This is a genomic window from Burkholderia sp. AU33803, from assembly GCF_002223095.1.
Lineage (GTDB): Bacteria > Pseudomonadota > Gammaproteobacteria > Burkholderiales > Burkholderiaceae > Burkholderia.
On sequence record NZ_NKFJ01000005.1, the window covers coordinates 955,697 to 975,263 of the forward strand.

Here is a 19,567-nt window from a genome sequence, read left to right on the forward strand (position 1 = left end):
ATGAGCAAATACGACACCGCCACCGTCCAATCCGTCCATCACTGGACCGACACGCTGTTCAGCTTCACCTGCACCCGTGAGGCGAGCCTGCGCTTCAACAACGGCGAATTCACGATGGTCGGCCTCGAGGTCGACGGCAAGCCCCTCGCGCGCGCCTACTCGATCGTCAGCCCGAACTACGAAGAGCATCTCGAATTCTTCAGCATCAAGGTGCAGAACGGCCCGCTGACGTCGCGCCTGCAGCACCTGAAGGTGGGCGACACGGTGCTGATCGGCAAGAAGCCGACGGGCACGCTGGTCGCCGACAACCTGCTGCCGGGCAAGACGCTGTGGATGCTGTCGACGGGCACGGGCCTCGCGCCGTTCATGTCGATCATCCGCGATCCGGACATCTACGACCGCTTCGACAAGGTGATCCTGACGCACACGTGCCGCCTGAAGGGCGAGCTCGCGTATATGGACTACATCAAGCACGACCTGCCGGGCCACGAGTACCTGGGCGACATCATCAAGGAAAAGCTCGTCTACTACCCGACGGTCACGCGCGAAGCGTTCGACAACGAAGGCCGGATCACCGACCTGATCGCCACGGGCAAGCTGTTCACGGATCTCGACGTCCCGCCGTTCTCGCCGGAAAACGACCGCGTGATGCTGTGCGGCAGCACCGCGATGCTGAAGGACACGACCGAGCTGCTGAAGCAGGCCGGCCTCGTCGAAGGCAAGAACAGCGCACCGGGCCACTACGTGATCGAGCGCGCGTTCGTCGACTGATCGATCCCTTAGGGCCTGTTCCCGCCAATAACGGGCTTGCGCTGGCCGTCAGAAGGGCCGAGCGCAAGGATTGCGACGAAGCGAATACTCTACGTATTCGCGAGGAGCATGACGCAGCGATCGGCCCTTCTGACGGCCAGCCCCACGAATGCATTTTTCCAAACAGGGGAACGCGCCTTGCCGGCCGTATTGCGGCGTCGTTCGTCGCTTGTCCCCCAAGGGGACTTCCTTCGGGGCGTTTGGCTCGGCCAAACGGCGCTCCTCGCTCCTTGCACTACAGCCGGCAAGGCACGTTCGCAAGCCCGTTATTGGCGGGAACAGGCCCTAATTGCGCGTCATCAAGAACCGGAGCGAAAGCTCCGGTTTTTTTTCGTCCCTACTTGGCGAATTCGTAACAAATTGGGATCATCCCATCTCAAATAGTTACATTTGGATACGTCATCGTCCGGCGCTTGGGTGTCAGTGTTTTTCCTACAACACGTTCATCCCAATCATTCACATTTACCCTTAAATGTCCGCCTGTCATGACTTTTTCGAAAATTTTGAGATATTATTCGCCGCGCGTGGTTGCCGTTCGGATGAGAGTGGAAGGGTCGGATGCAAGTGTTACAAGACGTAACTTTTGTTACCTCGGCAGGGGGCGATTCTCTGGCGGCGACCGTCATCGGAACGGCAGCCGATCCACGCAGCCAGCCGGTGTCTGAACCGCTTTCTGACAGCAGGGAGAGTCATGGATACGTCGCTTAACGCGCCTTTGGGCGCCCACGCCCCGTTCCCGTCGCAACAGCTCGTGCCGGGCTGCGCCGCGACTCCGCCCATTGCCGACGCCGCGTCCAAACGTGGCGCCTCCGCCGCGCGGATCGCAGTGCTGTCTGCCCAGTTGCTCGCCGCCGATGAAGCGGCCCGCCGCCACCTGGCCGGCGAGTTGCATGACGGGCTCGGCGCCGAACTCACCGCTGCGCGATTCGCGCTCGCAAACGTTCAAACGTGGCTGCCGGCCGATGCGCCGGACGGTTGCCTGCGCGCGCTGGAGCTGGCGCAGCAGGCGCTCGACGCCGCGACCGCCGCGAATCGCCGGCTGATCGACGAGCGCGAAACGCCGGCGCTCGACGCGGGCCTGGTCGGCGCGTTGTCGTCGTGGGCCGACACCCATGCGGCCCGCACCGGCCTGCGCACCAGCTTCGTCTGTGCGGCCGACGCACGCCTGACGCAGCTCGCCGGCGCCAGCGCGCTGGCGGTGTTCCGCGTCGCCCAGGAAGCGTTGTCGAACGTCGCGAAGCACGCACGCGCGACGTCGGTCGACGTGCGGATCGCCACTGACGACACGCACCTGTCACTGATTGTCTCCGACGATGGGACCGGTTTCTCCCGGCGCCGCCGCGCCGGCTACGGTCTGGCCGGCATGCGCGCCCGTTGCGAGGCGTTCTGCGGCGGCTTCGAGACGGCCACGCCGGCAACCGGCCACGGCACGCGCGTCACCGCGCGCTTCGCTTGGGATTCGCTGCTCGCGGTGCCCGTCGCGGCGCGCCGCGCGTCGCTTTCGTGAGGTCGTCATGAGCCTGAACATCCTGCTCGTGGACGATCACGCGATCGTCCGGCAAGGGATCCGCCAGTTGCTGATCGACCGCGGCGTCGCGCGCGACGTCACCGAGGCCGAAACCGGCGGCGACGCGATGGCGGCCGTCGACAAACAGGAATTCGACGTGATCCTGCTCGACATCTCGCTGCCGGACACGAACGGCATCGAGGTGCTCAAGCGCCTCAAGCGCAAGCTGTCGCGCACGCCGGTGCTGATGTTCTCGATGTATCGCGAGGACCAGTACGCGGTGCGCGCGCTGAAGGCCGGCGCGGCCGGCTACCTGTCGAAGACGGTCAACGCCGCGCAGATGATCGGCGCGATCCAGCAGGTCGCGGCCGGCCGCAAGTACGTGAGCCCCGCGATGGCCGAGGCGCTCGCCGAATACGTGTCGTTCGAGAACGAACCGCTGCCGCACGAGAAGCTGTCCGACCGCGAATACCAGACGCTTTGCATGCTCGCATCGGGCAAGCGGCTCACCGACATCGCGAACACGCTGTCGCTGTCCGTGAAGACGGTGAGCGTGTACCGCTCGCGGCTGCTCGAGAAGATGCGGCTGTCGAACAACGCGGAGCTCACGTTCTACGTGATGAGCAACCGGCTCGTCGACATGGCGCCCACGGCCGGCGCCTGATTCCCCCGCTTCACCCGATTCGTCCGGCCCAGCGACGCGGCACATGCCGCGCCGCCGCCCGCTGTCGCCCGCCGGAAGCGCAAGCGCTTGTTTTATCGGACGATTTTGTGACGCAGCGCTGCGCTGCAGCGGGTCTTGCGCGCCAAATCGGCTAAAATTACGGGTTTTCACTCAGTCAGCGCTACCGCGCCCGCGCGCGCTGGCGATTCATCCGCAATGTCTCTCTTCCGCAAGAAAAACGTCGATCGCATGATCGCCGGCGCGCATGCCGCCGGGCTCAAGAAAGCGCTCGGCGCGATCGACCTCACCTTCCTCGGCATCGGCGCGATCATCGGCACCGGCATCTTCGTGCTGACCGGTACCGGCGCCGTGCAGGCCGGCCCCGCCCTGATGCTGTCGTTCGTGATCGCCGCGATCGCGTGCGGCCTCGCCGCGCTGTCGTACGCGGAGTTCGCGTCGACGATCCCCGTCGCCGGCTCGATCTACACGTACTCGTACGCCACGCTCGGCGAGCTCGTCGCGTGGATCATCGGCTGGGACCTGATGCTCGAATACGGCCTCGCGTCGTCGGCCGTGTCGGTCGGCTGGTCGGGCTACCTGCAGTCGCTGCTGCAGGGCTTCGGGCTCACGCTGCCCACCGTGCTGACGGCCGCGCCCGGTGCGGTGCCGGGCGTCGTCACGTGGTTCAACCTGCCCGCGTTCCTCGTGATGATCGTGATCACGACGCTGCTGTCGATCGGCATCCGCGAGTCGACCCGCATCAACAACATCATGGTGTTCATCAAGGTGTCGGTCGTGCTGCTCGTGATCGCGGTCGGCGTGTTCCACGTGACGCCCGCGAACTGGAAGCCGTTCATGCCGCACGGCTGGAACGGCGTGTTCGGTGCGGCGGCCGTGATGTTCTTCGCGTTCATCGGCTTCGACGCGGTGTCGTCGGCGGCCGAGGAAGTGAAGAACCCGAAACGCGACCTGCCGATCGGCATCATCGCGTCGCTCGCGGTGTGCGCGGTGCTGTACGTGACGGTCGCCGCGGTCGCGACCGGCATCGTGCCGTCGGCCGAGTACGCGAACATCTCGCACCCGATCTCGTACGCGCTGCAGAAGGCCGGCGAGACGTGGGTCGCAGGCTTCATCGATCTCGGCGCCGTGCTCGGCATGCTCACCGTGATCCTCGTGATGAGCTACGGCCAGACGCGCGTGATCTTCGCGATGTCGCGCGACGGGCTGCTGCCGGCCGCGCTGTCGCGCGTGCACCCGCGCTACGCGACGCCGTTCCTGACGACCTGGCTCGTCGGCCTGTTCTTCGGGCTGATCGCCGCGCTCGTGCCGCTCAACGTGCTCGCCGAGCTGATCAACATCGGCACGCTCGCCGCGTTCTCGATGGTGTCGATCGCCGTGCTCGTGCTGCGCCGCACGCACCCCGAGCTGCCGCGTGCGTTCCGCTGCCCCGGCGTGCCGGTGGTGCCGATCCTCGCGGTCGCGGCGTGCCTGTTCCTGATGCTGAACCTGCAGCCCGTCACGTGGGCCGCGTTCGGCATCTGGCTCGTGATCGGCCTCGTGATCTACTTCCTGTACTCGCGTCACCACTCGAAGCTCGCGCACGGTCACCACGACGCGCACTGAGCGACGTATCGGCGCGCGCAGGCCGCGCGTCGGACGAACACCGCGCGGGCCCATCACTGGTGCCCCGCGCGTTTCCGAACCGGCCGCGCGCCACTCCCCCGATCGACCGCTGTCCGATCGTCGCGATATCTTGCCCGATTCTCCGGATTTGCCCGCACGAGCCAGCGCGCCGCCTGCACGTGCGCGCCGTGCGGTTCATAATCGCGCCATCGAACGGCGGCCCGCATCGGCGGCGTCGCCCGGCAACAGGAAGAAGATGATGGAAAGCGTCGATCTCGATGTATTGAAATCCAGCGCGCGCTGGCTCGAAGAAGGGCGCCGCGTGCTGCTCGTGACGGTCGTGAAGACATGGGGTTCGTCGCCCCGCCCCGAAGGCGCGATGCTCGCGGTGCGCGAGGACGGGCTCGTGGTCGGCTCCGTGTCCGGCGGGTGTATCGAGGACGACCTGATCGCCCGCGTACACGCAAGCGGGATCGCGGCCGACGCGCGCCCGGAAGCGCTCAAGTACGGCGTGACGGCCGAGGAAGCGCACCGCTTCGGGCTGCCGTGCGGCGGCACGATCCAGCTCGTGCTCGAGCCGCTCACGTGCGACAGCGGGATTGCCGCGCTGTGCGCGGAAGTCGAGGCCGGCCGCCTCGTCACGCGCACGATGACGCTCGCGACCGGCCGCGCATCGCTGTCGCCGGCGCAGGCGGCCGACGGGCTCGCGTTCGACGGCGAGCGGCTCGTGACGATCCACGGGCCGCGCTACCGGATGCTCGTGATCGGCGCCGGCCAGTTGTCGCGCTATCTGTGCCAGATCGCGGTCGGGCTCGACTACCAGGTGACGGTGTGCGATCCGCGCGAGGAATACACGGATGCGTGGGACGTGCCGGGTACGCGCGTCGTGCACACGATGCCCGACGATACGGTGCTCGACATGAACCTCGATGCGCGTTCGGCGGTGATCGCGCTCACGCACGACCCGAAGCTCGACGATCTCGCGCTGATGGAGGCGCTGAAGACGCCGGCGTTCTACGTGGGCGCGCTCGGCTCGCGGCGCAACAATGCGGCACGGCGCGAGCGGCTGCGCGAATTCGACCTGAGCGAAGCGGAACTGGCCCGGCTGCACGGGCCGGCCGGCATCTACATCGGCAGCCGGACGCCGCCGGAAATCGCGATCTCGATCCTCGCCGAGATCACCGCCGCGAAGAACAACGTGTCGCTGCCGACGATCCTGCAGGTCGAGGGCGCGAAGGCCGCGCGCGAGATCGCCGCGAACAGCGGCGCAGCCTGCGGCCTCTGATCGCTGGCGACGCCGGCGCGCGGTCGCGCCAGGTGGGCGTCCGCGGCGGGCGAAGCGGACGAAATCGACGAAAGCGCACGCGCCGGCGCCAGGCCGCGCGTGCCGCCGATCAGGTCAGGCCGGCGGCCAGCGCCGCGGCGACCGAACCGACCACCAGCACGACGCCGACCGTGCGGCGCTTGTTCAGCTCGGTCCACAGCAGCACGCCGGTCAGCGACAGCAGGATCAGCGAACCCGCGATCGTGTCCATCAACAGCACCCAGCCGAGATTCATCCCGACGCCGCGATGCAGGTTGTTCAGCGTCGTCAGGAACGTGTTGCCCGTGCGTTTCACCGCGACGTAGCCGTTGCCGACCCAGTATTCGGCCTGCACGTTCTGGTGCGGGCCGAACAGGCCCATCTGCCAGTGCTCCGGCTGCATCACGCGCTTGTCGCCCCACGCGACGGGCTGCGCCGGATCCTTGCGCATGCGGCCCGGCTTGCCGTCGAAATGCAGTTCGTGCTGCAGCCACTTCGTCATCGCGGCGGGCGTCTTCGGCGCCGGATCCGGCAGCGCGATCTGCATCTCCTCGACCTGCGGCTCGCCGGTCGAAATCTTCAGCGGCGGCGCGCGGTGGTTGAGCAGCACGCCCGTCACGCCGAATAGCAGCCCGAGCACCGCGCCCCACAGCCCGACCCAGCCATGCACCTTGCGCAGCCATTTGATGAAGGTCGCGCGGCGCGAACGCTGGCGGCGCGCGGCCAGTTCGTCGTCGCTCAGCGGGCGGGCCGCCGGGTGCAGCATGGTGACGCCGGCGCGGGAAGTCCCCGTCTTGGGCGGATTGATCGTTTCGGGCGCGTTCACGCGAGAGATTCCATTCGTTCAAAACAACGGGCGGCGCGCAAAGCGTGCGCGCCGCCCGTGCAGCATGAAAATGAGAATGGATATCATTACACAAATCTATTGCACGCTCAATGCGCGCGGCTATGGAGCGGCAAGCCCGTCGAGCGAGGAAATACCGGCGAAGCACGACCGTTGCGGCACGATGCCGGTCGTTAGGCGACAAATACCGACAGAATGACCTTGCAAGGTCAAGGCGGCATTTCGTAAGAAATCGCGCGGCGCCGCGCCGTTCAGCGCAGCGGCGGCAGCGGAAAGCGCGGTGCGGCGGCGTCCGGTGCGGGATCGGTACGGTCGAGCGAGTACAGCCACGCGAGCAGATCGGCGACCGCCTGGTAGAGCTGCGGCGGAATCCGGTCGTCGAGATCGACCTGCATCAGCAGCGACACCATCTCCGGCGCCGTATGCACGTACAGCCCGGCGTCATGCGCGCGCGCGACGATCATTTCGGCGAGCGCGCCGTAGCCCTTTGCGACCACGCGCGGCGCGGCATCGCCGCCCTTCGGATCGTAGACGAGCGCGGCCGCGCGCTTGCGGGACGTCATGCTCATGACAGCACCTCGTCGTCGGTATCCGGCGCACGCGTCGCCGGGCCGCTGGCCAGGATCGACGTCGACGCCGAACCGCGTGCGTACGCGGCGGCCGCCGCCTGGGCCGCAAACAGGTCGAAGCCGTCCGGGCCGTCGTCGACCGCGCGGATCGACAGCCCGCCCACCTTGAGCCCCGACACTTCAAGCCGTTGCCGCAGCGCCGCCTCGTGCCGCGTGAGACGGTCGGCACCCGTCTGGTTCGCACGCAGCCGCGCGACGAGCTGCGTGCCGTTCAGCACCAGCTCCGCGTCGACCGTGCCGAGCGACGGCAACGTCAGCGTGAGGCGCGTGCGCCAGGCGATGCCGTCACCCGTGTCGCCGTCGCCGTGCGGCGCACGGTTGCCCGGATCGTCGGGCTCGATCGTCCAGTCGAGCCGCGCGCCGGGCCACGCCTCACCCGCCCAGCGAAACTGGTCGGTCGCGAGCGCGTCGAGCTGCTGCCTGACGAGCGGCACGGCGGCCGGATGCACGGTCGCGAGCGTCTGCGCCTGCGAATCGGACGACGCGGCGGCCAGCTCGGCCCGCGCGGGCGTCCAGCGCGCATCGGGCCGGTCGCCGAGCAGATCGGCCGTATCGTGCGGCAGCGGCGCCCCTTGCCGCGTGCCTGCCGGCAACGCCTGTGCGGGGTCCCGCGCCGGCGCACTGCCCTGGGCCGGCGCGCCCGGCTGCGCGGCGGCGCGCGCGGACGCAGGCAATGGCGGGCGCTGCGCGAGCAGTTCGTCGAGCGGATCGGTCGAGCCATGCTGGGCGGCATCCGGATCGGCCGGCGCGAGCGCGGCCGCGAGGCGCGCCTGCGGCTCGCGCATCAGTGCCGCGAGCGGACGCTGGCCGGCCAGCCACTGCGCGAGATGAGATTCGTAGAAAAGGCCGCTTTCGCTCACGGCCTGCGCGAGCGCCGCGCGCAGCGCCGCGACCGGCAACGTCGCAGCCGCGTCGCGCGCCGCCGCAGCCGCAGACGCAGCCGACGATGCAGCGGCTGAAGCCGGCGTGGAGGACACAGCCGGATCGGCGGCGGCCGGCGCGCGGGCCGGCGCAGCCGTGTCGGTCAGCAGCACGGTGGGGTCGGCCAGCAGCGGCGCACGCCCGACAATGGCCGGCGTCGCGTCGCCGCCCGCGCGCGAGATCGCGTCGAGCACGCGCCCGACATCGGACAGGGCGGTCTGGGTGGAAGCCGGCGGCGCGGCAGGCGGACTGCCGGCCGATGGCGTGGACGCCGCGCCGTTGCCCGGGGTGCCGACCTGCGAGGTCGCGCCGCCGCTGGCAGGCGCCGACACGGTGCCGGTCAGCAGGCTGTCGAGGCGGCTCGCCAGCAGGGCGGCCGCAACGGAGTCGATACCGGTCATGATCGGAGCCTGCTCATCTCAGCCACATCGTTGCGAATCCGGTAACGGCACGCCGGTGCCGCCTGCGGGAACTGCGCGCGTGCCACGGCGGACGCGTGCGCCCCGCGCCCGTTTCCCCGGAAACGGGCCCTACCCGCGCGCGCGGTAGAGATCGGTCAATACCTTGGTCGAGCGCCGCGCCTCGAACAGCGCGGACAGCCGCGCGAGGTCCGGGCTCGCGAGATCGCGAATCGCGGCGTCGTCGGCCAGGATGCGACGGATCAGGTCGAGCTTGCGGCCGAGATCCGATTCGTCGAGCACGACGCCCGGATCGGCCTCCTTCAACCCGTCGACCAGCTGCATGAATTCGGCCTGCAACTCCGGCAACGCGCTCCAGTCGGCGCTGCGGGCAGCGCCCAGCATCCGGCCCGACACGGCGGCGAGCGCCTCGTAACGTTCGAAGTATTCGGCCTTGCGATTCATCGTGATGCTTCCACTGCCTGTTGTGCGGCCATCCGCGCGACTTCCGGGCCGATCCCCGTCCATGCTTCCTCGAGCGTCGCGAGCAGCCCGTCGACTTCGACCAGCATCGCATCGCTCGCCTGCGCATTGGCGTCGAGCAGACGCCGGGTGATATACGCATACAGCGCATCCAGCCGCGCCGCGATCTCGCCGCCCGCATCGAGGTTCAGCGATGCCTTCAGCCCGCTGTCGACGATCCGGATCGCCTTGCCGATCGCTTCGCCGCGCGCGGACACATTGCCTTGCTGCAAATGCATGCGCGCCAGCGCAACCGCCTGCCGCGCACCCTGGTACAGCATCGCGATCAACCGGTGCGGGGAAGCGCCCATCACCCCGGTCTCGACGCCGACACGCGCGTATGCACTGGCTCCAGCGTGTCCTGGGGAAAACATGCGCTTCTCCTTGTTGTGCCTTGGCTATACGGGAACCGCCGCCGTGCATCGCACGACGCGGCCTTCACCGGAGTTATCGGAAGGGATTTGGAAAGCTTTAGGCAAGCGGCGCGGGCCGCCTGGCGCAGCAAGGCCGGCCCGCGGACCCGGCCGGATGGCCGTCCACGGATCGCTTTCCCCGAACAGCCGCCTTGTCAAACCGCCATCTGCATGATGTCGTTGTAAGCGCTCACTAGCTTGTTGCGGACCTGGAGCCCGAACTGGAAGCCGATGTTGGCTTTCTGCATGTCGACCATCACGTCGTTCAGCGACACGTTCGGCGCGCCGACCTCGAACGCCTGCGCCTCGCCGAGCGCGTGCTGCTGGTCGCCGCTGATCTTGTCGAGCGACGCCTTCATCGCGCTGGCGAACGTGCTGGCCGTCGCCGCGCCCGAGCCGGCCAGTGCCGCCGTCGGGCTCGCGACGCCGCCCGACGCCTGTGCGGCCATCGACTGCATCTGTTGCAACACCGAACCGATTCCGCTGACGTTCGCAGTCATGCTGTCCCCAAAACTGAGAGAGAGACCCGGACGCACCGGGAGATCCGCCGGCGCCGCACCACGCGCGCCATGCCGGATTCCGAAAAAGGATAGCAGCGCGCCGCGCGTCAAAGCCGCGAAAGTACGGGGGAAACCCCGCTCTTTTCGGTCGATCGGAGTGCCGCCCGGGTCACGATAATCGCATCGTGTCATTGTCCGCCCGCTCGTCCGAGCGAGCTCAGTCGTCCCGCTCCGGAGAAACTCGACGCATGGATTCGCAGGCCAACTCGCTGATCAACCCAGACGCCCGCGCGGGCCTCGCCAGCCCGGCGCCAGGCGCCGCCGCGGCCGCCGCGTTGCCGGGCGTGGGTGGCACAGGCGCGGACTTCGGGCTTGGCGGCTTCGCGGAACGCATCCCCGGCATCTCGCGGATGAAGGGCAACCCGAAGCTGCCGTTCCTGATCGCCGTCGCATTCGCGGTCGCCGTCATCACCGCGCTCGTGCTGTGGAGCCGCGCGCCCGACTACCGCGTGCTGTACAGCAACCTGTCGGATCGCGACGGCGGCGCGATCATTGCCGCGCTCCAGCAGGCAAACGTTCCCTACAAGTTCGCCGATGCCGGCGGCGCGATCCTCGTGCCGTCGAACCAGGTGCATGAAACGCGCCTGAAGCTCGCCGCGATGGGGCTGCCGAAGGGCGGCTCGGTCGGCTTCGAGCTGATGGACAACCAGAAATTCGGCATCAGCCAGTTCGCCGAGCAGATCAACTACCAGCGCGCGCTCGAAGGCGAGCTGCAGCGCACCATCGAATCGATCAACGCCGTGCGTGGCGCACGCGTGCATCTCGCGATCCCGAAGCCGTCGGTGTTCGTGCGCGACAAGGAAGCGCCGAGCGCGTCGGTATTCGTCGACCTCTACCCGGGCCGCGTGCTCGACGAGGGCCAGGTCCAGGCCATCACGCGGATGGTGTCGTCCGGCGTGCCCGACATGCCCGCGAAGAACGTGACGATCGTCGACCAGGACGGCAACCTGCTGACCCAGACCGCATCGGCATCGGGCCTCGACGCGAGCCAGCTCAAGTACGTGCAGCAGGTCGAGCACAACACGCAGAAGCGCATCGACGCGATCCTCGCGCCGATCTTCGGCGCGGGCAACGCGCGCTCGCAGGTCAGCGCGGACCTCGATTTCTCGAAGCTCGAGCAGACGTCGGAAAGCTACGGCCCGAACGGCAATCCGCAGCAATCCGCGATCCGCAGCCAGCAGACCAGCAGCTCGACCGAACTCGCGCAGGGCGGCGCATCGGGCGTGCCGGGCGCGCTGTCGAACACGCCGCCGCAGCCGGCGTCCGCGCCGATCGTCGCCGGCAACGGCGCGAACGCACCGCAGACGACGCCGGTGAGCGACCGCAAGGACCAGACGACCAACTACGAGCTCGACAAGACGATCCGCCATCTCGAACAGCCGATGGGCAGCGTGAAGCGGCTGTCGGTCGCGGTCGTCGTCAACTACCAGCCGGTCGCCGATGCGAAGGGCCACGTGACGATGCAGCCGCTGCCGCCCGCGAAGCTCGCGCAGGTCGAACAGCTCGTGAAGGATGCGATGGGCTACGACGCGAAGCGCGGCGACTCGGTGAACGTCGTGAACAGCGCGTTCTCGACCGCGAGCGACCCGTACGCCGACCTGCCGTGGTGGCGCCAGCCGGACATGATCGAGATGGCGAAGGAAGCGGCGAAGTGGCTCGGCATCGCGGCCGCCGCCGCGGCGCTCTACTTCATGTTCGTGCGCCCGGCGATGCGCCGCGCGTTCCCGCCGCCCGAGCCGGTCGCGCCGGCGCTCGCGGCACCTGAGGATCCGGTCGCGCTCGACGGCCTGCCGGCGCCGGAGAAGGCCGAGGAACCCGATTCGCTGCTGCTCGGGTTCGAGAGCGAGAAGAACCGTTACGAACGCAACCTCGACTACGCGCGCACGATCGCCCGCCAGGATCCGAAGATCGTCGCCACCGTCGTGAAGAACTGGGTGTCCGATGAACGCTGAAGGCTTGACCAAGAGCGCGCTCCTGCTGATGTCGATCGGCGAGGAAGAGGCCGCGCAGGTATTCAAGTTCCTCGCGCCGCGCGAGGTCCAGAAGATCGGCGCCGCGATGGCCGCGCTGAAGAACGTCACGCGCGAGCAGGTCGAGGACGTGCTGCACGATTTCGCGAAGGAAGCGGAGCAGCACACCGCGCTGTCGCTCGATTCGAGCGACTACATCCGCTCGGTGCTGACCAAGGCGCTCGGCGAGGACAAGGCCGGCGTGCTGATCGACCGCATCCTGCAGGGCAGCGACACGAGCGGCATCGAGGGCCTGAAGTGGATGGATTCGGCCGCGGTGGCCGAACTGATCAAGAACGAGCATCCGCAGATCATCGCGACGATCCTCGTGCACCTCGACCGCGACCAGGCGTCGGAAATCGCGTCGTGCTTCACCGAGCGGCTGCGTAACGACGTGATCCTGCGGATCGCGACGCTCGACGGCATCCAGCCGGCCGCGCTGCGCGAGCTAGACGACGTGCTGACGGGCCTGCTGTCCGGCAGCGACAACCTGAAGCGCAGCCCGATGGGCGGCATCCGCACCGCGGCCGAGATCCTGAACTTCATGACGAGCGTGCATGAGGAAGGCGTGCTCGAGAGCGTGCGCCAGTACGACGCCGAACTCGCGCAGAAGATCATCGACCAGATGTTCGTGTTCGAGAACCTGCTCGACCTCGAGGATCGCGCGATCCAGATGGTGCTCAAGGAAGTCGAGTCGGAAACGCTGATCATCGCGCTGAAGGGTGCGCCGCCGGCACTGCGCCAGAAGTTCCTCGCGAACATGTCGCAGCGCGCGGCCGAACTGCTCGCCGAGGATCTCGACGCGCGCGGCCCGGTGCGCGTGTCCGACGTCGAGACGCAGCAGCGCCGCATCCTGCAGATCGTGCGCAACCTGGCCGAGAGCGGCGCGATCGCGATCGGCGGCAAGGCGGAAGACGCGTATGTCTGATTCGGCGAGCGATCGCGCGGGCACCCTCACCGCCTACCAGCGGTGGGAGATGGCGTCGTTCGACCCGCCGCCGCCCCCGCCGCCGCCCGACGACGCGGCGGCGGCCGCCGCCGCGCTCGCCGAGGAACTGCAGCGCGTGCGCGACGCCGCGCACGCCGAAGGCCATGCGGCCGGCCATGTCGAAGGCCAGGCGCTCGGCTACCAGGCCGGTTTCGAGCAGGGCCGCGAACAGGGTTTCGAGGCCGGCCAGGCCGACGCGCGTGAACAGGCCGCGCAGCTCGCGGCGCTCGCCGCGTCGTTCCGCGAGGCCGTGTCGACCGTCGAGCACGATCTGGCCGCCGACATCGCGCAGCTCGCGCTCGACATCGCGCAGCAGGTCGTGCGCCAGCACGTGAAGCACGACCCGGCCGCGCTGGTGGCCGCCGTGCGCGACGTGCTCGCGGCCGAGCCCGCGCTGTCCGGCGCGCCGCATCTCGCGGTGAATCCGGCCGACCTGCCCGTCGTCGAAGCCTATCTGCAGGACGATCTCGATGCGCTCGGCTGGAACGTGCGCACCGACGCGTCGATCGAGCGCGGCGGCTGCCGTGCGCACGCCGCGACCGGCGAGGTCGACGCGACGCTGCCCACGCGCTGGCAGCGCGTCGCCGCCGCGATCGGCAAGGTGAGCACGTGGTGACGCGGCCGCCCGAGGCGCTCGCGCACGACGGCATGACGCCGCTGGAGCGCGAACTCGCGCTCGCGTCGTTCGGCCCGGACGCGCACAACGCCGCGCTGGACACCGCACCCACCACCCCGCACGCCACCGCGGCAGCGGCCGATACGTCCGACGCCGCGCCGCGCGCACCGCACAACCCGCATCTCGCGCACTGGCGCACCCATTTGAACGGGCTCGCCGCGCGCAGCCAGCGCGCGCTGCCGCTGCGGCCCTGCGGGCGCCTGACGCGCGCGGCCGGCCTCGTGCTGGAAGCGATCGGGCTGCGCCTGTCGGTCGGCGCCGAATGCACGATCGAACTGCCGCCCGGCAGCACGCTGCCGCACGCGGAAGCGGAAGTCGTCGGCTTCGCCGGCGATCGCCTGTTCCTGATGCCGACCACCGACGTCGCGGGCGTGCTGCCCGGCGCACGCGTGTGGCCGCGCGAAAGCGCGCCCGTCGCCGATCCGCTCGCGGGCGCGAAGCGGCTGCCGGTCGGCTGGGAAATGCTCGGGCGCGTCGTCGACGCGTCGGGCCGCCCGCTCGACGGCCTCGGCCCGCTCGCGTCGAAGGTCGACGCGCCGCTGTCGGCGCCGTCGATCAACCCGCTCGAGCGCGAACCGATCCACCACGTGCTCGACGTCGGCGTGCGCGCGATCAACGCGCTGCTCACCGTCGGCCGCGGGCAGCGGATGGGCCTGTTCGCGGGCTCCGGTGTCGGCAAGTCGGTGCTGCTCGGCACGATGGCGCGCTACACGAGCGCGGAAGTGATCGTGATCGGGTTGATCGGCGAACGCGGCCGCGAAGTGAAGGAATTCATCGAACAGATCCTCGGCGAGGACGGGCTCGCGCGCTCGGTCGTCGTCGCGGCGCCGGCCGATGTGTCGCCGCTGCTGCGGATGCAGGGCGCGGCCTACGCGACGTCGCTCGCCGAGTATTTCCGCGACCAGGGCAAGCACGTGCTGCTGCTGATGGATTCGCTCACGCGCTATGCGATGGCGCAGCGCGAGATCGCGCTGGCGATCGGCGAGCCGCCCGCGACGAAGGGCTACCCGCCGTCGGTGTTCGCGAAGCTGCCCGCGCTCGTCGAGCGCACCGGCAACGGGCCGGAGGGCGGCGGCTCGATCACCGCGTTCTACACGGTGCTGACCGAAGGCGACGACCAGCAGGACCCGATCGCCGATTCGGCGCGCGCGATCCTCGACGGCCACGTCGTGCTGTCACGCGCGCTCGCCGAGGCCGGCCACTATCCGGCGATCGACATCGAGGCGTCGATCAGCCGCGCGATGACCGCGCTGATCGACGAAACGCACCTCGACCATGTCCGGCAGTTCAAGCAGATGCTGTCGCGCTACCAGCGCAATCGCGACCTGATCGCGGTCGGCGCGTACGCGCCCGGCCGCGACGCGCAGCTCGACCGCGCGATCGCGCTCTATCCGCGCATCGAGGCGTTCCTGCAGCAGGGCTTTCGCGAATGCGCGCCGTTCGCGTCGAGCCTCGCCGGGCTCGATGCACTGTTCGACGCTTACGGAGGCTGATCCCGATGGCACACGGCTTTCCCCTTCAGTTGCTGCTCGACCGCGCGCAGGAAGATCTCGATTCCGCGACGAAGCAGCTCGGCACCGCGCAGCGCGACCGCACCGCGGCCGCCGAGCAGCTCGACGCGCTGCTGCGCTATCGCGACGAATACCACGCGCGCTTCTCGCAATCCGCGCAGCACGGGATGCCGGCCGGCAACTGGCGCAATTTCCAGGCGTTCATCGATACGCTCGACGCCGCGATCGCGCAGCAGCGCAACGTGCTGGCCGCGGCCGAAATCCGTATCGACGAAGCCCGCCCGAACTGGCAAAACAAGAAACGCACCGTCGGCTCGTTCGAAATCCTGCAGGCGCGCGGCGTCGCGCAGGAAGCGAAGCGGGACGCCCGGCGCGAACAGCGCGACGCCGACGAACACGCCGCGAAGATCCTGCGCATGCGGGCCGACGCGGCCCGTTCGTCGTAACCGACCACCGCATTCGAACGAGAGAACCGACATGCCTCCCCTGCCCCTGCTCGGCGCGCTGCTCGACACCGCCGGCACCGCACTCAAGGCCGCCCGCGGCGCGGGTGCGTCCAGCGCCGCCGGCAACGATGCCGCGACCGCGACGACCGCCGTGCCGTTCGCGCAGACGCTGAAGCAAAGCGTCGCCACGCGTCGCGATGCGTCGAATGCCGGCGTCCCGGACGCGTCGACGCAACAGGCTTCGACGAAGCCGACCGCCGGCACGAAGCCGTCCGCCGCCGCAGACGACGACACGACCGACGATACGACCACGAACGCCGCCACGAACCCCGACGCCGCCGCGCTCGCGGCGGCTGCGGCCGTGCAGGCGCAACTGCAGGCGCGCACGGACAACGCGATGCCGGCCGACGCGGCTGCCGCCGCGGCCGCTGCGCAAAAGACGGCCGTGTCCGGCCAACCCGATGCCACGGCCACGCTGACGGATCACGCGGCCAAGGACGTTACCGCGGCCACCCAGGCCGCACCGGCGACGAGCCGCGACGTGCTGCAGGAGGCCCTCGCCAAGCTGACGGGCGGCGCGGGCGCGATCGCGATGCCCGCAGCCGGTACGACGGCGTCCGCACCCGCCGCACCCGCCGCGACCGCATCGACCGGCGCCCCCCCGCCGCTGACACCGAAGGTGCCGACCTTCGACCGCACGCTCGCCGACGCGAAGGGCGCGCTCGCCACCCAGCAAACGCCGGCGCAAGCCACCGCGCAGGCGCTGCAGGCCAACGCGAACGCGCAGTCGGGCGAGCAGCACGCGCTCGCGGCAGCCAGCGACGCGGCGGACCCGGCCGCCAGCGCGACCCTCGCGGCCGGCGCCACGGCTGCGGCCGCGGCCCAGGCGAACCTGCAGTTGTCACCGGCGGCGGGGGCGATCGCCGCCGCGAACGCGCACGTACTCGCGCCGCACATCAGCACGCCGGACTGGACGGACGCGCTGAGCCAGAAGGTCGTGTTCCTGTCGAATGCACACCAGCAGAGCGCCGAACTGACGCTCAATCCGGCCGATCTCGGGCCGCTGCAGGTCGTACTGCGCGTCGCCGACAACAACGCGCACGCGTTGTTCGTGTCGCAGCACGCGCAGGTGCGCGAAGCGGTCGAAGCCGCGCTGCCGAAGCTGCGCGAAGCGATGGAAGCGGGCGGGCTCGGGCTCGGCAGCGCGACCGTCAGCGACGGCGGCTTCGCCTCGCAGCAGCAGAACCCGCAACAATCCTTCGCCGGCGGCCAGTCGTCGCGGCGCGGGAGCGGCGGATCGTCAGCCGGCGAGGCACCGGTCGGCGCTGCGCAATCCGCACCAGCCGCCGCGAGCATGAGCCGCGCCGGCCTCGTCGATACGTTTGCCTGAGCATGGCCGCCGCCGTGCGCGCGCCGCTCAGCGGCCGTGCACCGCCGCGGCTGCCTCGCCGCGCGGCACCGCGCCCTTGCGCGTGGCGACGATGAAATCCGCCGCGCGTTCGCCGATCATCACCGACGGCGCATTCGTATTCCCGCCGACCAGCGTCGGCATCACCGATGCATCCACCACGCGCAACCCGTCGACGCCGCGCACGCGCAGTTGCGGATCGACGACCGCGCGCGCATCCGAGCCCATCCGGCAGGTGCCGACCGGGTGGTAGATCGTGTCGGCATGCTCGACGATCGTCTTGCGCAGTTCCGCTTCGCTCTGGTCGGCCCGCGTGTACAGCTCGCGCCCGCCCTGCGACGCGAGCGGTGCCTGCGACAGGATCTTGCGCATCGCCTGCGTGCCGCGCACGAGCAGGTCGAGATCGCGCGTATCGCTGAAGAAGCGCGGATCGATCAGCGGTGCGTCGCGCGCATCGCCGCTCGCGAGCGCCACCGTGCCGCGGCTGAACGGCCGCAGCGCACACACGTGCAGCGAATAGCCGAAACCCCAGTGCATCTTGCGGTTGTGGTCGTCCACGAGCGCCGTGCAGAAATGCAGCTGCAGGTCGGGACGCTCGAGCGACGGGTCGCTCTTGATGAAGCCGCCGGCCTCCGCGACGTTGCTCGTCATCATCCCGGTGCGGCTCGAGAAATAGCGCGCGAGCGCGGGCGTCATCTTCGCGATCCCGCGCAGGCACACGCCGACCAGTTCCGATGAATTCACGCGCGTATTGATGATGAAATCGATATGGTCGATCAGGTTCGTGCCGACGTCCGGCGCATCCTGCACGACCGCGATCCCGTGCCGGCGCAGTTGCTCCGCCGGGCCGATCCCCGAGCACATCAGCAGTTGCGGCGAATTGAACGCGCCGGCCGACAGGATCACTTCCGCGCGCGCGTCGAGCGTCTCGACGCGCCCGTTGCGCGCGACCGCGACGCCGGCCGCGCGCTTGCCGTCGAACGTGACGCGCAGCACCGTCGCATCGGTGATCACATGCAAGTTCGGCTGGTTGCGGCCGTAGATATACGCGCGGGCGACGCTGCAGCGCGAGCCGTCGCGGTGCGTGACCTGGTAGAAGCCGACGCCTTCCTGCGTCGCGCCGTTGAAGTCGTCGTTCAGCGGATAGCCGGCCGCGTGCGCGGCCTGGATGAATCGTTCGGAGAACGGATTGCGAAAGCGCAGGTCCGACACCGTGAGCGGGCCGTCCGCACCGTGCCACGCATCGGCGCCGCGTTGGTTGCCTTCCGCGCGGCGGAAATACGGCAGCACGTCCTGCCAGCCCCAGCCGGTCGCGCCGAGCTGCGCCCATTCGTCGTAGTCGCCCGGATGGCCGCGCGTGTAGATCATCGCGTTGATCGCGCTCGAGCCGCCCATCCCGCGCCCGCGCGGCTGGTAGCCGCGCCGCCCGCCGAGGCCCGGCTGCGGCACCGTCTCGTAGCCGTAGTTCGTGCCGAGCTTGAACGGCACCAGCGCCGCGATGCCGACGGGCATGTTGACGAGCAGGTTGCGCTCCGTATGCGAGCCGGCCTCGATCAGCGCGATCGTCGCATCGGGGCAGGCATCGGCGAGACGGCCTGCCAGGCTCGAGCCGCCCGAACCGCCGCCGACGATGATGTAGTCGTATTGCATGTCACGTCTCCGTCGTGTCATGGAAGGCCGCCAAGCGACCGCGTCCCCTCTTGTAATGTTCGGGCATTGTAGGAATGGCCGTCGCGCGCGCGGCACGCGTATTCAAGAGCGATTCCTCTAAACGCTCGCGTGAACTAAATTTAAGATGTATCGATTCGCTTGGCGCGACGCGCCGGCCACGAGAAGCCGATCCGTCGCGAAACGGGAGTGACGACGATGCAGCGCCAGGTTCTGCAGGCCGCGTGTCGACCGGGTGGCCCGGATGCGATGCGCGCAGCCCGTATTTCATTTCAAACGGCAGCTCGCGCGGCGATGCTTGGCGTCATGCGCGCGGTCGATCGAAATCGAACGGCACGCGTCGTCGCCGACCGTTTGGATGGTTGCTGGCCGCAGCGGCACGATGCGCGGCGGCACGATTTGACTGACCTGTCGTGCTGCCCCGCTTCGGTGCGCCGGCAGACGCTCACGGCGCCGCGACGCGTGCCTGTCGGCAGTCACATCGCGCCGCACACGCATGCGCCACAAAGCAGTTTCCGGATGCACACACCGTCGCGCGGATGCGACGCCCGCTGCACGCTTCAACCGGTTTTCGAGCACACGTCGCATCCGGCCCCGCGCCGCGCGACCCGCACCACCCCGATCCGCGTCGCCGCGCTCGCCGAGCGTGCGCACGCGGCGTGACGGC

The 19,567-nt window shown here is 69.3% G+C and carries 19 protein-coding genes; 12 read left to right on the forward strand and 7 right to left on the reverse strand.

The window, feature by feature from the left end:
- The 5 genes from CFB41_RS16255 (at nucleotide 1) to CFB41_RS16275 (ending at nucleotide 5,889) form a co-directional block, all read left to right on the forward strand.
- A complete protein-coding gene (locus tag CFB41_RS16255) occupies nucleotides 1-771 on the forward strand; it encodes a ferredoxin--NADP reductase (protein WP_089426542.1) in 771 nt (256 codons plus the stop codon).
- Nucleotides 772-1,501: 730 nt separating this feature from the next.
- Nucleotides 1,502-2,317 (forward strand): quorum system sensor histidine kinase RqpS, encoded by an 816-nt coding sequence (rqpS, locus tag CFB41_RS16260; protein ID WP_089457087.1) that lies wholly within the window; start codon nucleotides 1,502-1,504, stop codon nucleotides 2,315-2,317.
- Between the two features lie 7 nt (nucleotides 2,318-2,324).
- Nucleotides 2,325-2,981, forward strand: a complete 657-nt coding sequence (gene rqpR, locus CFB41_RS16265) for a response regulator transcription factor RqpR (protein ID WP_059232953.1) — start codon at nucleotides 2,325-2,327, stop codon at nucleotides 2,979-2,981.
- Nucleotides 2,982-3,197: 216 nt separating this feature from the next.
- Nucleotides 3,198-4,604 (forward strand): amino acid permease, encoded by a 1,407-nt coding sequence (locus CFB41_RS16270; RefSeq protein ID WP_089457088.1) that lies wholly within the window; start codon nucleotides 3,198-3,200, stop codon nucleotides 4,602-4,604.
- A gap of 259 nt (nucleotides 4,605-4,863) precedes the next feature.
- Nucleotides 4,864-5,889: an XdhC family protein gene (locus CFB41_RS16275; RefSeq protein WP_089457089.1), complete on the forward strand. Its 1,026-nt coding sequence runs from the start codon at nucleotides 4,864-4,866 to the stop codon at nucleotides 5,887-5,889.
- Between the two features lie 109 nt (nucleotides 5,890-5,998).
- On the opposite strand, the gene CFB41_RS16280 is transcribed toward CFB41_RS16275, so the two are convergent.
- From CFB41_RS16280 to fliE, 6 genes are all read right to left on the reverse strand, one after another.
- Nucleotides 5,999-6,733 (reverse strand): PepSY-associated TM helix domain-containing protein, encoded by a 735-nt coding sequence (locus CFB41_RS16280; protein ID WP_089457090.1) that lies wholly within the window; start codon nucleotides 6,731-6,733, stop codon nucleotides 5,999-6,001.
- A 269-nt stretch (nucleotides 6,734-7,002) separates the two neighbouring features.
- On the reverse strand, nucleotides 7,003-7,320 hold the full coding sequence (locus CFB41_RS16285; RefSeq protein WP_089441236.1) for an EscU/YscU/HrcU family type III secretion system export apparatus switch protein: 318 nt from the start codon (nucleotides 7,318-7,320) through the stop codon (nucleotides 7,003-7,005).
- Complete coding sequence (locus CFB41_RS16290; protein ID WP_089457091.1) at nucleotides 7,317-8,702, reverse strand: flagellar hook-length control protein FliK; 1,386 nt, start codon at nucleotides 8,700-8,702, stop codon at nucleotides 7,317-7,319. Before CFB41_RS16290 ends, CFB41_RS16285 begins: the two co-directional genes overlap by 4 nt.
- A gap of 129 nt (nucleotides 8,703-8,831) precedes the next feature.
- On the reverse strand, nucleotides 8,832-9,164 hold the full coding sequence (locus CFB41_RS16295) for a flagellar protein FliT (RefSeq protein ID WP_089426550.1): 333 nt from the start codon (nucleotides 9,162-9,164) through the stop codon (nucleotides 8,832-8,834).
- Nucleotides 9,161-9,595 (reverse strand): flagellar export chaperone FliS, encoded by a 435-nt coding sequence (fliS, locus tag CFB41_RS16300; protein ID WP_089457092.1) that lies wholly within the window; start codon nucleotides 9,593-9,595, stop codon nucleotides 9,161-9,163. Before fliS ends, CFB41_RS16295 begins: the two co-directional genes overlap by 4 nt.
- Nucleotides 9,596-9,789: 194 nt before the next feature.
- Entirely contained in the window at nucleotides 9,790-10,134 is a 345-nt protein-coding gene (gene fliE, locus CFB41_RS16305) for a flagellar hook-basal body complex protein FliE (RefSeq protein WP_046544213.1), read from the reverse strand.
- A gap of 248 nt (nucleotides 10,135-10,382) precedes the next feature.
- Between fliE and fliF the strand changes: the two genes are divergently transcribed.
- From fliF to CFB41_RS16340, 6 genes are read left to right on the forward strand one after another with little or no spacing between them, the layout of a single operon-like run.
- Entirely contained in the window at nucleotides 10,383-12,146 is a 1,764-nt protein-coding gene (gene fliF, locus CFB41_RS16315; protein WP_089457093.1) for a flagellar basal-body MS-ring/collar protein FliF, read from the forward strand.
- A complete protein-coding gene (gene fliG / locus CFB41_RS16320; RefSeq protein WP_089441240.1) occupies nucleotides 12,136-13,131 on the forward strand; it encodes a flagellar motor switch protein FliG in 996 nt (331 codons plus the stop codon). The genes fliF and fliG overlap by 11 nt, the downstream gene beginning before the upstream one ends.
- A complete protein-coding gene (gene fliH, locus CFB41_RS16325) occupies nucleotides 13,124-13,807 on the forward strand; it encodes a flagellar assembly protein FliH (protein WP_089441241.1) in 684 nt (227 codons plus the stop codon). The genes fliG and fliH overlap by 8 nt, the downstream gene beginning before the upstream one ends.
- Nucleotides 13,808-13,839: 32 nt before the next feature.
- Nucleotides 13,840-15,360: a flagellar protein export ATPase FliI gene (gene fliI / locus CFB41_RS16330; RefSeq protein ID WP_373452735.1), complete on the forward strand. Its 1,521-nt coding sequence runs from the start codon at nucleotides 13,840-13,842 to the stop codon at nucleotides 15,358-15,360.
- A gap of 5 nt (nucleotides 15,361-15,365) precedes the next feature.
- Nucleotides 15,366-15,824 (forward strand): flagellar export protein FliJ, encoded by a 459-nt coding sequence (gene fliJ / locus CFB41_RS16335; protein ID WP_089441243.1) that lies wholly within the window; start codon nucleotides 15,366-15,368, stop codon nucleotides 15,822-15,824.
- A gap of 31 nt (nucleotides 15,825-15,855) precedes the next feature.
- Nucleotides 15,856-17,214: a flagellar hook-length control protein FliK gene (locus CFB41_RS16340; protein WP_089457095.1), complete on the forward strand. Its 1,359-nt coding sequence runs from the start codon at nucleotides 15,856-15,858 to the stop codon at nucleotides 17,212-17,214.
- Nucleotides 17,215-17,241: 27 nt separating this feature from the next.
- Here the strand turns inward: CFB41_RS16340 and CFB41_RS16345 are convergent, their stop codons facing one another.
- Nucleotides 17,242-18,882 carry a GMC family oxidoreductase gene (locus CFB41_RS16345; protein ID WP_089457096.1) on the reverse strand — a complete coding sequence of 547 codons (1,641 nt, stop codon included), beginning with the start codon at nucleotides 18,880-18,882 and terminating at the stop codon, nucleotides 17,242-17,244.
- Between the two features lie 207 nt (nucleotides 18,883-19,089).
- On the opposite strand from CFB41_RS16345, the gene CFB41_RS38165 reads away from it, so the two are divergent.
- A complete protein-coding gene (locus CFB41_RS38165) occupies nucleotides 19,090-19,563 on the forward strand; it encodes a hypothetical protein (protein ID WP_179250056.1) in 474 nt (157 codons plus the stop codon).
- The last annotated feature ends 4 nt before the right edge of the window (nucleotides 19,564-19,567 follow it).